We start from the raw sequence: 12,109 nt of genomic DNA on the forward strand, positions 1-12,109 counted from the left end.
GGCGATCCGCCGCAACTTTCCGTTTAGTTTTGCTCTGCGACAGGATTGTTACATTGTGTGGAACCGGCCTCAAGGGCGGGCAGCAAGCGTCCGCGCCCCGTCAAAGGTTGGGCCTCGCGTAGGAAACATCGGAGCCCTGGCGCCGTTCTCATTGGCAGGAGGCCAGCCATGAGCAAGTTCCAACAGAAAGCCGAAGCCCAGACCAAACAGATCATCGGCCAAATGCTCGGCGACGAGCTGCTGGTGAAGGAAGGCAAGGAGCAGCAACGCGAGGCGGCGGAGCCGGGACGCGGTCACGATGACGAGGGCGGCCATGACCAAGGCATCGTCCGCGACGAACGCGGACAGGAGCAGCCGCGGGACAAGGAGCGTGCCCAGCGTGTGAGCCGAGTGGACCGCGGCGGCGATCCGCCGGGGAAGAAGGGTCGGCCCAGGCGCGCCTCATCAGTTACCTGACGTCGGTTGCGGATTTAACCGGCAAGTCACAAGAAAAGAGGCGGCCGCGGGGCCGCCTCTCCAGTCTTTCATGCGCTCTTGTTACTGACAGATGTGACGGCGACCGTCGTCACCCCAGAACGTCGTTCCGGGCTGACAGACGAAACCGCTGTTGTAGCCGCCGTAGTAGCGGCGCCCGTAATAGCCGTCATTATACGCGTAGACGTCGTTTCGGAACGGCGCGGTTGCGATCGCGCCCGCGGTACCGATGGCGCCGCCGATGATGCCGGCCGCTACGTCACCCGGCCAGAATCCGCTGTGTCGATGATAGTAGCGGTCGCTGGTTTGATACTGCCGGATGGCATCCGACCTTCCGTGAGCATCCTGCGCCAGTGCCGGCGCCGCGACGGCAGTGGAAAGAACTGCGGCTGCGGTCAGGAGCTTCAAGTTCATAAGTTGCCTCCGTTATAGTGGCCTTGCAGTGACCTAGGGCCAACGAGGGGGCGACAGCGACCGTTCCGATATCGTGATCGGATCACTTCAAACGGATGTGAGGTTTCAGTTCCGCCTCGCGTTCCAAAAAACGGAACGCAGCGTTCCGGCAACGCTGTCGAAATGTGCTTTCCATCCGCGACTATCCTGAAACGCGAGCGCGGTGCCAGATCGGATAAACCAGCCAGAACGCAAGCAACGCGACCAGCGCAATCGCGCCGGCGCTCAGCGCTATGACCGTATCGTCGGTGGTCTTGAAGAACACCACTGCGACGTCAGCGGCAATGCCGATGGCCAATGGTATCGAGGCGGCGATCACAAGACGGGAGCCGATCTCGAAGAAATCCGGATCGTCTTCGCCCTGAAAGCCCAGGCGGTGAACGGCGGCGGGTGTCATCAAGAGGATGACGGCTAGCGCCACCGCACACAGCGCGGCACAATGGATATATTTGAACAGGTCCGGCAGCTCGTTGAACGCCTTCGTGAAGGTGGCGATCAGTTGAAACCCGAGAAGCGCCTGGCCGCCCGGGATGATGACCCGGGCCTCCGTCAGCATCTGCTCGATCTTGGATTTCAGCGAGGTCTCGTTGGACATTTCCTGCATCTGGTTCTTCCGATCCCGTCTCAGCGCAAAGCCGAGGCCGTAAAGCAGCGCCAGGCCGACGGCGGTAAATGACGAGCCGGCGGCGATAGCGACGGTGCGGCCGAAAATATGTTCGAGGGCCACGAAGGCCGAGATGCCCAATCCGACCGTCAGCGGCAGCAGGCTGATGCCTGCCAGCCTCGTCGCCGTTGCGATGGCTCCCACCCGGCTGTCGCCGGCGAAGATGATCTGATGGAACAGCGAAGGGGCAATCAGAAGGCTGATGCTGATCAGCATCAGCACAAGCCCCGCACCATGCATATGCCGGGCGGTGTCGGAGACATCGGGAAAGCGCTCCTGAAAGACGGCCTCGAATTGGAATCCGAACAGCACCTGGGCTCCGAGGATCAGGAGCCTTGATTCATCGAGCGCAGTCTTCAGGCGGCCTTCGACATCCATCGCCATCTCCGCCAAGTGAACTTCCCTCGGATAGCGGAGTTCCAAACCGGCGCGCCTCCGGCAGCGCGATGGCCGCTTGATTCAGACCGCCTGGAACGATGTCTGGCGACGCCGATTGACCGGGAGTGCCGCGCGACCCGCCTCAAGGAGGCGGGCGCAACCGTCGAGCTGCAGACGTGGCGCGGCCTGAACGGCAATTGCGAGGTTATCCATGAAGAGCAAGCGCATCGGCGCCGACGAGCAGGGGCAGGTTCACGTCATCATTCTTGACACGGGCGAGGAGGCGTTTGCCGTGCTCACCCGCTTCGCCAATGAAGCAGGGATTTCCGCGGCCTCCCTGACGGCCATCGGCGCCTTCGAGCGGGCCACCGTCGGCTGGTTCGACATCGCCTCGAAGAGCTACCGCAAGATCGAGGTCAATGAGCAATGCGAGGTTCTCAGTGCGATCGGAGACATCGCCGTCGGCGATGACGGCAAGCCCAGTCTTCATGTCCACATCGTGCTGGGGCTCGCCGACGGCTCGACCCGCGGCGGCCACCTGCTGGCAGGCACGGTGAGGCCAACGCTCGAGGTGGTCCTGACCGAAGTCCCGGCAACGCTTCGACGAAAGAAGCGGCCGGACCTCGGGATTGCGCTGATCGATCTTGCGGCTGCGCGCGGTTGAGGCGTCGCGCGCGGCTTAGGAACATTACGTTCAATCCCATGTTGTCCGCCTGCCAACAAGGGAGGACGACATGGCTGAGAAGGACCTCAACGAATTATTTCTCGATACGCTCAAAGACATCTACTACGCCGAAAAGCAGATCCTGAAGGCGCTGCCGAAAATGGCGAAGGCTGCGAATTCGGACAAGCTGCGGGCCGCGTTCGAAAAGCACCACGAAGAGACCGAGGGGCACGTCGAACGACTGGAAAAGATCTTCGAGCTGCTCGGCAAGGCCGCGCGCAGCAAGAAGTGCGAAGCCATCGAGGGCATCATCGACGAGGGCAAGGAGATCATGGAGGAATATGCCGGCACGCCTGCCCTCGATGCCGGCCTGCTCGCCGCTGCACAGGCCGTCGAGCATTACGAGATTTCACGCTACGGCACCCTGAAGGCCTGGGCGACCAAGCTCAACAATCCGCAAGCCGTGAAGCTACTCGACCAGACGCTCGGCGAAGAGAAGAAGACCGACGAAACCCTGACCAAGATCGCGGAGACCGCCGTCAATTACGAAGCCGCGGCTTAAAGGCGGTTGCCGGCCGGGCGGCGCTGATGCCCCTGTGGCCAGCGCTGTCGGCCGTGCTTGCAAGGCGACACCTCTGGCTCCAAGCAGCGCCCGTCCGTTCTTCGGAATGAAAGAGCCCCGCCAACCCCGTCCATGGAAATTTCTGCGGGGCTCGAGTTCGACGTCGCGGGGAAGGAAACGTCGATAAGGGAAAACCCGCGCCGAGCCCGATCGTTCCTGTGGCCGCTTCGCCCCACGGCGTTTCACTGGCTGCAGCGAGGCCGATCCCGCGAGGAAATGCGGCGGCAGAACGCCCGCCGAGGTAGTAGTTTTACGAGGCCGAACAAATATTTGCGCGGACAGGCGCCAGCGTAAGCAAACGTTTAGCCGCCGTCCGTAAAATGCCGGCATCAACATTGCATTAACCTCTGGTTAGTCATGCGCCTTCTGCCGATGAAAGAGCCGGACAGGTCCTGGCGGTCGATCAAGGGCCAATGGAAGAAGGACGCTGAAAGCGTCGGCGAGGACTTTTCGACCTTTTCGACGGGAAGTTTCACGACCTATGACGCCCTGACCAAGGACGGCGACCACCCCAGCCTGTACTGCCTTTCCGACGGCGAGCGAATTCATGCGGCCTGCCAGGTCAGCCGCCTGATGATGAGCAAATTCCCGTCGCCGATCCTGCGGGCGCGCTTTATCCTGGTGTCGCCGGTCTATGAACTGGGCATCGCAGACGCCGGCCAATACGCCCAGATGATGGTGGCGCTGTTCTCCGGCATCGTGTGGCTGTCGAGGGACACGATGTCGGCCAACCACATCCGCTTCTTCCTGAAGAGCCCCGGAGATTCACAGTACTTCGCGGCGCTGCAGGCCTCGCCGCCGGCCTCGCTGTTTTCGAAGTTCACGATCGACGGCGCGCTGATCGAGTGCAGCCTCAAGGAAGACGAACTGGCGGAAACCGAAACCGCCTGATTCCGCCGCCGCGTTAACCTCGCGATAACTCATTTTGCTAACGCCCTTTTGGGTTGTGTTCCCTACAACAAGTTCCTGTGGGGGCAGCGGAAATGCTGAATAATTCATCGCAAGACATCGTCGCGGAGAGCCAGCCGCTGTTTGGCGGCGGCATGCCGTGGCGGATCAGGCTGAGTGCCATCCAGTGGCTGATCCTGAGTGCTGCGGTGCTCGTGATCGCGATCATGCTCGGCACCGGCTATTTCGCCATGCAATACCGCGAGCGGGCGCTGGAAGTCGCCGAACGCGAACTCAACAACAGCGCGCTGCTGCTGTCGCGGCATTTCGACCAGCAACTGAGCGATCTCCAACACGTACACGAGGACGTCGTCGCCGGCATGCAGGCCGATGGGGTCGATACGTCTGACGAATTCGAACAGAGAATGTCGAGCTTAAGCGCGCACGAGATGCTCCGCTCCAAGCTCTCGGCGCTGCCGCATGTCGGCGCGCTGAACCTGTGGAACGCCAAGGGATGGCTGATCAATTCCTCCGAGATGTGGCCGGTGCCGGACCTCAGCATCGCCGACCGCCAGTACTTCAAGGAGTTCACATTCGGGAGACCGACGTCCGACGTGATCGTCGAGCCGGTCGTCAGCAAGGTGACGAAGAACTGGACCACCCTGTTTGCGCGCAGGATCGTTGGCCGGAACGGCGAGATCATCGGCTTCGCCAGCCGCGGTGTCGAGCCTTCGCATTTCGACGCCTTTGTCGGATCGCTGGAGCTCAACAGCGGTACCGCGATCTCGATGATTCACCGCAACGGTACCATCATCGCCCGCTATCCCAAGAACGACAGCCTGATCGGCTTCAATGTTGCCGGCACCGAGGCGTTTCAACGCGCGCTGGCCGTGGACGGCAACATATCGGGACGCTTCACCAGCGCGAGATTGTCGGAAGACAAGGTCGGCGCGGTCAAGTCGCTGATGCACTTTCCGATCCTCATCGTCGCGACCACGAGGACCGAGACCGCACTCGCCGATTGGCGGGCGCAGACCAGGCTGCAGTTTTTTGCAGCGGCATTGGCGATCATTGTCGTGATCGGCATGGTGTTCCTGATCGTGCGTCAGCTGCGCCAGCAGCATGCCGTAGCGCAGCGCAAGCTCTCGGAGAAGAGCCAGCATCTCGACACCGCCATCAACAACATGACGCAGGGCCTGCTGCTGTTCGATGCCTCGGGGCGCCTCGTGATCTGCAACCGGCGATATATCGACATGTTCGGCCTCTCGGCCGACGTGGTCAAACCCGGCTGTCATCTGCGCGACCTGATCCGGCACCGTCAGGAGCGCGGCTCCTTTGTCGGCGATGTCGACGCCTATTGCGCCCGGTTTCTCGACCCTAACAGCAGCCTGGTTCAGGACACCGTGACCTCGACGCCGGACGGGCGCACGATCCGGCTGATCTTCAAGCGCTCGCCGGACGGCGGCTGGGCGACGACATTGGAAGACGTCACCGAAGGGCGGCGCGACCAGGCCAGGATCGAACATCTCGCCCATTACGACGCGCTGACCAATCTGCCGAACCGTTCGCTGTTCCAGCGCCATGCGGAAGGATTGCTGCTGGAAACCGAGGGGCGCGAATTCGCGATCCTCTATCTCGACATCGACGAGTTCAAGCGCATCAACGACACGCTGGGACATCTGATCGGCGACGAATTCCTGAAGGGCGTGGCGGAGCGGCTGCGGCAGTCGGTTGGGCCTGAAGATTTCATCGCCCGCCTCGGCGGGGATGAATTCGCCATCCTTCAGCACGGCATCCAGAGTGCCGAGGACGTTCACGCGCTGGTCGCGCGGATCTATCAGGCGCTGCGCACCCCGTTCGACTGCCACGGCCACCAGCTTTCCAGCGATGCCAGCATCGGCATTGCGATCGCCCCGCGCGATGGCTCGGACCTGTTCTATCTCCTGAAGAACGCCGATCTCGCGATGTATGCGGCGAAGGCGGCCGGCCGCAGGACCTATCGCTTCTTCGATCCCGCGATGGAGCAGCAGGCCAATCATCGCCGCGAGCTGGAGGCCGATTTGCGCGCGGCGCTGGCGCAGGGCGGCTTCGAACTGCATTATCAACCGCAGGTCGACCTGGGCAGCGATCGTGTCACCGGCTGCGAGGCGCTATTGCGCTGGCGGCATCCGGTGCGCGGCATGGTCTCGCCGGCCGACTTCGTGCCGGTGGCCGAGGAAACCGGCCTGATCGAGGAGATCGGGCAGTGGGTGCTGCGCACGGCCTGCGCGGAAGCGGCGGCCTGGCCGGCCGATGTCCGCATCGCCGTCAACGTCTCGCCGATCCAGTTCCGATCGGAAACGCTGTCGCTGAAGGTCGCTTCTGTCCTCTCCGAGACCGGGCTCGATCCGCGCCGGCTGGAGCTGGAGATCACGGAAGCCGTCCTGATCGCGGACGACGACGCGGCGCTCGCGACGCTGAACCAGCTCCGCGCGCTCGGGGTTCACATCGCGCTCGACGATTTCGGAACCGGTTATTCCTCGCTGCAATATCTGCAGCGCTTTCCGTTCGACAAGATCAAGATCGACCGTTCCTTCGTCAAGGAAGTGACGCGCAATTCCTCGTCGGCCTCGATCATCCGCGCGGTGGTAAGCATCGCCGCCGACCGCAACATGATCACGACGGCAGAAGGCGTCGAGACGCTGCAGCAGCGCGAGACCGTGCAGAATCTCGGATGTACCCAGATGCAGGGCTTTCTGTTCAGCGCGGCGCGTCCGTCGCAGGAAATCCGCGCGCTGCTGGCGTCGGGCAGGGCGGGCGTCGAGGCCGCGGCGTGAGCCAAGGCCCGTTCCGCGGAGGCCAAAAAACAAAATATCGAAAACAACCCCATGCAAAGTAGGATTGGCGGCGGGCCTATGAGGTCGCCCTTCTTAGACTGCGCGGCAGCAATTCAACCGAATAAGGCTTTTGAATCAATACGAAACCGCGATGGGCGTTCTCCGCCAACACCTGCCAGCACATCATAGGCGCTGGCGGCAAACGCAATTGCGCAGCCGATCCAGATCATCGACGAATCTTTAATGACGAATGCGGGGCGCGCCAACCTGTGTCTTGCCGTCGTTGATACGATCATCGTAGAGGACGCTAATGACTTGGCAGGTTGAAATCGGAAGCGGGCATCACGTGGTCAACGTTGACAATTCGAACTACGCTTCCAGGGCAGGATGGACGGCAGGACAGCTCCAGGACGAGAGTGGCGTGATTAGGCCGACGGATCAGGAGGAGTTAGCGTGACAAGATTTGTCAACCGCTTGCCCTATGCTCTTGTTGTCGCGATTTGTGCAGCCACCGCGCCTCTGTTGGTTATGTTGCCCTTTGCCACCACGGAAGTCCGGCCGTTGGTTGTCGTGCCCGGCATGGGGCTAGTCCTTGGATTTTTCGCAGCGATCATCATCCTATGGAGCAAGAAACTTCGCTGGTCGGCGACCACGGGCGAAATGATGTCAGCGATACGCGCGGAAGGTGGGGCCGACAGCGGAGCAATCTCGTGGTCGTTACGAGAGAGCCATGTAGTCGAGAATGGAAGTTTTTGGACGCGCGCAGTCAGCTTCAGTGATTTCTATTTCCTAAACCGACCGCAAATCGTTCGAATGTGGATAGTCGATTGCCTCATCGGAATTTTAGGTTGGAGCGCGGCGCTTCTTCTTTTCAGCGAGCCAAATTTTGCGCTGACTGTGACATTAGCCGGCTTGCTGGCAGTGCATGTCGCTCGGATAGCTTGGCTCATCCGCCAACGCAATTTGATGCTGACACTCTACCAATCTACAGTAACAATTGTAGTTGGAGGAGCAGCGGGGGCAATAATTGTATTTCTCGCCTATTTTAGCGTCTTGGGTTACTCGAGCAATTGGTGGCCAGCATACCGCAACGTCAACCTCACGTTTGCGCTGCTTCCCTGTTTCCTCGTGTTTGTTGACGTCGCAATCGCTTCGATTTTGCGTAAGCTCCTGAGATAAGAAAAGGAAGGCCGTCATGTCGGTGCTTGCCGGCAACACCGTCCTTATGAAAAACGTGGCGGTCGCCAATCTGCACACAGGAGATTTCCACATCGTGTGAAAGTGCTCGGGCGAATTCGGCTGGACAGGGCCTCCGACCTGTCTCGTTCCCCGCGTCAGAGCGCGCGGTAGCGGATCACGAAGGCGTCATGGGAGATATGACGCACCGTTGGCGGGAACAAGCCGTCGACCAATTGCCGTGGCCCAACCTGATCTCATCCTGCTCTAGCGGCGCGCCTCGGAGATCGCCTTCCTGAGAATCCGCGACAGCAGTTCCACCGAATAAGGTTTCTGGATCAGCTCGAAGCCGCGGTGAGCATTCTCCGCGAGCACGTTGCTGTAGCCGCTGGTCAGCACCACGGGCAGGCCGGGATAGCGCTCGCGCACGATGCCGGCGAGCTCGACGCCGTTCATCCCGGGCATGATGACGTCGGAAAACACCAGGTCGGCGGAAAACTCGTCCTCGGCAAGGATCGCCAGCGCGGCATCCGCGCTGGCGACGCGGCGGACCGTGTAGCCGAGATCTTCCAAGAGCTCGGTGGAGAACTGTCCGACGTCGTCATTGTCTTCGACGACGAGCACGCGATAGCCGCGGCCGCGCGCGGCGGGTTCGCTGCCGGTCGCGGCGGCCTCGACCGCATCGGCCGGCATCGCGGCCTGCGGTAGGTAGATCGTGAACGTTGCGCCCAGGCCGGGCTCGCTCGCGACCGCAATGTCACCGTCGGACTGCTTGGCAAAGCCGAACGCCTGGCTGAGGCCGAGGCCAGTGCCCTTGCCGACTTCCTTGGTGGTGAAAAACGGCTCGAAGATCGTCTCGAGCAGGTCGGACGCAATGCCGCAGCCGGTGTCGGTCACGGTGATGGCGACGAAGTCGCCGTCGCGGGCGGGCTGGGCGCGGAGCGGGGGAATGACATCCACTTTCCGGACGCGGATGATGAGCCGGCCCTCGCTGTTCATGGCGTCGCGGCTGTTGACGGCGAGATTCATCAGCGCGGTTTCGAACTGCGCGATATCGGCGATCGCAAAACAATGGAGATCGGCGATGTCGAGATCGATCCTGACCCGCGCGCCGACCAGCGGGCGGATCAGTTGCGCCACCGCCTCGACCTGGGTGCCGACATTGAATACCTGCGGCTTCAGCGGCTGCCTGCGGGCGAACGCCAGCAACTGCCCGGTCAGCTTGGAGGCGCGCTCCACGGTCTCCGCAATGGCGTCGATGTAGCGCCGGCGTCGCTCTTCCGGCAGTTCGCGGCGACGCAGGAAGTCGGTCGCGGAGCGGATGATAGTCAACAGATTATTGAAATCGTGCGCCACGCCGCCGGTCAATTGTCCGACCGCTTCCATCTTCTGCGACTGGCGCAGCGCTTCCTCGCCCAGGCGGCGCTCGGTGATGTCGACGGCGTCGGGCACCGCGCCGACGATCGCGCCGTGCTGATCGCGCAACGGGCGCATCACGAAGTCGAAATAACGCTCGCCGATCGGCAGGCATAGTCGCATTTCGATCTGGGCTTCTTCGCCCCGCATCACGGCCATGAAGGCGTCCCGGACGGCGTCGCGCATGCCTTCGGTGCCCGAAAACCACGGCGTTTCCCAGAACGGCTTGCCGACGACGTCGCCGGCGTCACAGCAGATTCCGGCAAGCGCGGTCTTGTTGGCATACAGGAGATCGCCGTGCTGGTTCAAAAGCCCCTGATACTGATGGCTGGTTTCCAGGATCGCGCGCATCTGGGCTTCGCTGGATTCCAGCTGCGCCGTCCGCTCGGTGATCCGCAATTCGAGGATGTCGTTCAGCCGGCGAAGATCGTGCTCGGCCTGTTTGGCTGATGTGATGTCGTGGGCGACACCGATGAAGCCGATGTGGGCGCCGGTCGGATCCCAGCGCGGCAGGGATTCCGATCGCATCCATCGCCAGTCGCCGTCGGCGCGCTGGTAGCGGGCTTCCAGCGTGAACGGCTTGAGCGAGGCCTCGCCCGCGGCCAATTCCTGCAGGAAACGGGGCAGGTCGTCCGGATGCAGCATCTTTCGCCAGTCGTACACGATGGCTTCCTCGAACGGCAGCCCGAGAAAATCGAGATAGGCCTGGTTGAGGAAAGAGCGGGTGCGGTCGAGCTTGGTGACCCAGATCGGCACCGGCGCGCTGTTGGCGATCAGGCGGAAGCGCTCCTCGCTTTCGCGCAAGGTTGCCTGCGCCAGCATTTGAGCAGTGACGTCGCAATCGGCGCCGACCAGGCGCAGCGCACGGCCATCAGGGTCGCGCTCGATCTTGGCGACGACGCGGATCCAGCGGGTCGCGCCGTCATTCGGCCGCACGATGCGGTATACGGCCGAATAGTCCTCGCTCTCGCTCTTCAGTACGCCGAACAAATGCTGGACCGTTAGCTCGCGATCCTCGGGATGGATTCGGCTGACCCATTCCTCGTAGGTTTCGTTGGTCGCCTCGGGCGGCAAGCCGTGAACCAGCAGATATTCGGGGGAGCGGCGGTTCCTGACGCCGTCGCGGAAATCGATTTCGAGACCGCCGACGCCGGCGATGCGCTGAATCCGCGCCAGCTCAGCTTCGCGTTCCTGCAGCGCACGATGAGCCTTGTCGCGCTCGTTCGCGATTTCCTGCAGATGTCGCCGCAAGCGCTCGGCGGCAGCCTCGGGCAAAACTTTTGACGTGTTGGAAGTTGTCATGCGTGCCGGCAACCTTTGCGGGCACTTTCACACAGGAAGCGGCGGCTTTGCCAGCCTCATTTGCTCTTGGCTTGTGATCGGCAATTATATGCCCTGCGGAACCCGGCGGCCTGCGCGTCTTCCTCGGAACAAAACCAGCGATCCGGCTTGGTCAGTCCCGGATAGGAGCGGCACATCTGCAGGTGGTAGATGCCGAGGTTCCCGGTGACGCGCGCGCGGACGGCGTATTTGCCCTTGATGTTGCAGCTCGCCGGCATCACGAGATCCTCTGGGAACAAGGCCTCGCGGATTTCGCGGTCGCGATCGGTACGGCACGCGGCGCCGAGCAGGGCGCCGTCCTTCTTGCCGGCGCGGAACTCGCGCGGCGCGGCGAAGCAGCCTTTCCAGAGTCCTTGGCGATCGTCCCGGGCGCGCGCTTCGTCCACCTGGAAGCGGCCGCTGGCGGAGGCTTCAACATTCAAGGCAAAGCCGCTGCGGACCAGCAACTGGCTGAGACTTGTCGTTTCACCCTCGATCTTGCAGACGCCGATGCGCCGTTTCTTGTAGGCGGGATCGGGGCCGAGATCGTCGCAGCGGACCTGTTTGCCGCCGATCAGTTTTGTCAGTTGATCGCGCGCCTCGATCCCGCAGGTCCAGCTATCGGCGTGTTCGTCGATGCAGAGCTGGTCGACGGTCGGGACATCGATGCCGTCGAGCCGGTAGGTGACATTGCCAAGCTGAAGCGTGCCGCCATCCCGAACGACGGCGGTGGCGGCCGAACTCTGGCTGGCCGGAAGTACGATCGATAGCAACGCCGCAACCAGAAAAATTTGTGACCGCATCTGTTTCATTTCAAATCAATTCCACACCTGCCGCCGCCTTCTAGCATAAGGTGAGGTGATTGAACCAAGGCGCTGACGCTAATCGCGCATGAAAGCACGTTGGGGAAAACCGTCAGCGCCATTGTGGCCAGATGTCGAACGGCCCATTGACTTCTTAAGAACAAAATAAGAACATGAGCGACATCACCCGTCACGGAATAATGCCATGTCGTCCTCTTCACAGCCGAAATCCGAAGAGCACGACGAGCTGGAATCTGCAGTGGATCAGGCCATTTCCGCTTGCGGCGGCGATCTGCGGGCGACCATCCGCGCGCTGATTGTCGCCAACGAATATCTGGAGTCCGAGGCTGCCGAACTGATGAAGGCGGTATCCCGCGCCTATGCGCGAGGCCGGTTCGGCTCTTATTCGGGGTGAATTACCGCCGGCCGGCATTC

Annotated in this window: 11 protein-coding genes; 7 read left to right on the forward strand and 4 right to left on the reverse strand. The window is 61.9% G+C overall.

The annotated features are described in order from the left end of the window. Positions 1-168: 168 nt before the first annotated feature. The gene (locus C7G61_RS22105; protein WP_108518316.1) at positions 169-456 is read left to right on the forward strand and encodes a hypothetical protein; all 288 of its coding nucleotides are present in this window, start codon (positions 169-171) and stop codon (positions 454-456) included. Between the two features lie 81 nt (positions 457-537). On the opposite strand, the gene C7G61_RS22110 is transcribed toward C7G61_RS22105, so the two are convergent. Together C7G61_RS22110 and C7G61_RS22115 are read right to left on the reverse strand one after the other, a co-directional pair. Further along, the gene (locus tag C7G61_RS22110) at positions 538-888 is read right to left on the reverse strand and encodes a hypothetical protein (protein WP_108518318.1); all 351 of its coding nucleotides are present in this window, start codon (positions 886-888) and stop codon (positions 538-540) included. A gap of 181 nt (positions 889-1,069) precedes the next feature. Further along, positions 1,070-1,969, reverse strand: coding sequence for a DUF6328 family protein (locus tag C7G61_RS22115; protein ID WP_108518320.1), 900 nt, complete (start codon positions 1,967-1,969; stop codon positions 1,070-1,072). Positions 1,970-2,180: 211 nt separating this feature from the next. Between C7G61_RS22115 and C7G61_RS22120 the strand changes: the two genes are divergently transcribed. The 5 genes from C7G61_RS22120 (at position 2,181) to C7G61_RS22140 (ending at position 8,138) form a co-directional block, all read left to right on the forward strand. Then, positions 2,181-2,633 (forward strand): PPC domain-containing DNA-binding protein, encoded by a 453-nt coding sequence (locus tag C7G61_RS22120; RefSeq protein WP_108518322.1) that lies wholly within the window; start codon positions 2,181-2,183, stop codon positions 2,631-2,633. A 70-nt stretch (positions 2,634-2,703) separates the two neighbouring features. Beyond that, a complete protein-coding gene (locus C7G61_RS22125; protein ID WP_108518324.1) occupies positions 2,704-3,195 on the forward strand; it encodes a YciE/YciF ferroxidase family protein in 492 nt (163 codons plus the stop codon). 417 nt (positions 3,196-3,612) lie between these two features. After that, positions 3,613-4,146 carry a hypothetical protein gene (locus C7G61_RS22130; RefSeq protein ID WP_108518326.1) on the forward strand — a complete coding sequence of 178 codons (534 nt, stop codon included), beginning with the start codon at positions 3,613-3,615 and terminating at the stop codon, positions 4,144-4,146. 152 nt (positions 4,147-4,298) lie between these two features. Further along, positions 4,299-6,959, forward strand: coding sequence for a bifunctional diguanylate cyclase/phosphodiesterase (locus tag C7G61_RS22135; protein WP_108518418.1), 2,661 nt, complete (start codon positions 4,299-4,301; stop codon positions 6,957-6,959). Positions 6,960-7,412: 453 nt separating this feature from the next. Next, on the forward strand, positions 7,413-8,138 hold the full coding sequence (locus C7G61_RS22140) for a hypothetical protein (RefSeq protein ID WP_145963666.1): 726 nt from the start codon (positions 7,413-7,415) through the stop codon (positions 8,136-8,138). Positions 8,139-8,402: 264 nt separating this feature from the next. Here C7G61_RS22140 and C7G61_RS22145 read toward each other — a convergent pair whose 3' ends face one another. Beyond that, complete coding sequence (locus tag C7G61_RS22145) at positions 8,403-10,865, reverse strand: hybrid sensor histidine kinase/response regulator (RefSeq protein ID WP_108518330.1); 2,463 nt, start codon at positions 10,863-10,865, stop codon at positions 8,403-8,405. A 44-nt stretch (positions 10,866-10,909) separates the two neighbouring features. Continuing rightward, the gene (locus C7G61_RS22150; RefSeq protein WP_108518420.1) at positions 10,910-11,674 is read right to left on the reverse strand and encodes a thermonuclease family protein; all 765 of its coding nucleotides are present in this window, start codon (positions 11,672-11,674) and stop codon (positions 10,910-10,912) included. 205 nt (positions 11,675-11,879) lie between these two features. On the opposite strand from C7G61_RS22150, the gene C7G61_RS22155 reads away from it, so the two are divergent. Then, positions 11,880-12,089: a hypothetical protein gene (locus C7G61_RS22155; RefSeq protein WP_108518332.1), complete on the forward strand. Its 210-nt coding sequence runs from the start codon at positions 11,880-11,882 to the stop codon at positions 12,087-12,089. Positions 12,090-12,109 lie beyond the last annotated feature (20 nt).

The organism is Bradyrhizobium algeriense, assembly GCF_003062295.1.
In the GTDB taxonomy this organism is placed as follows: Bacteria; Pseudomonadota; Alphaproteobacteria; order Rhizobiales; family Xanthobacteraceae; genus Bradyrhizobium; species Bradyrhizobium algeriense.

What these genes read in the sequence shown, in the direction of transcription:
- C7G61_RS22115 (WP_108518320.1), bottom strand. Translation starts at nt 1,969, where the DNA reads ATGGATGTCGAAGGCCGCCTGAAGACTGCGCTCGATGAATCAAGGCTC.
- C7G61_RS22130 (WP_108518326.1), top strand. Translation starts at nt 3,613, where the DNA reads ATGCGCCTTCTGCCGATGAAAGAGCCGGACAGGTCCTGGCGGTCGATC.
- C7G61_RS22155 (WP_108518332.1), top strand. Translation starts at nt 11,880, where the DNA reads ATGTCGTCCTCTTCACAGCCGAAATCCGAAGAGCACGACGAGCTGGAA.
- C7G61_RS22150 (WP_108518420.1), bottom strand. Translation starts at nt 11,674, where the DNA reads ATGCGGTCACAAATTTTTCTGGTTGCGGCGTTGCTATCGATCGTACTT.
- C7G61_RS22120 (WP_108518322.1), top strand. Translation starts at nt 2,181, where the DNA reads ATGAAGAGCAAGCGCATCGGCGCCGACGAGCAGGGGCAGGTTCACGTC.
- C7G61_RS22125 (WP_108518324.1), top strand. Translation starts at nt 2,704, where the DNA reads ATGGCTGAGAAGGACCTCAACGAATTATTTCTCGATACGCTCAAAGAC.
- C7G61_RS22135 (WP_108518418.1), top strand. Translation starts at nt 4,299, where the DNA reads ATGCCGTGGCGGATCAGGCTGAGTGCCATCCAGTGGCTGATCCTGAGT.
- C7G61_RS22110 (WP_108518318.1), bottom strand. Translation starts at nt 888, where the DNA reads ATGAACTTGAAGCTCCTGACCGCAGCCGCAGTTCTTTCCACTGCCGTC.
- C7G61_RS22105 (WP_108518316.1), top strand. Translation starts at nt 169, where the DNA reads ATGAGCAAGTTCCAACAGAAAGCCGAAGCCCAGACCAAACAGATCATC.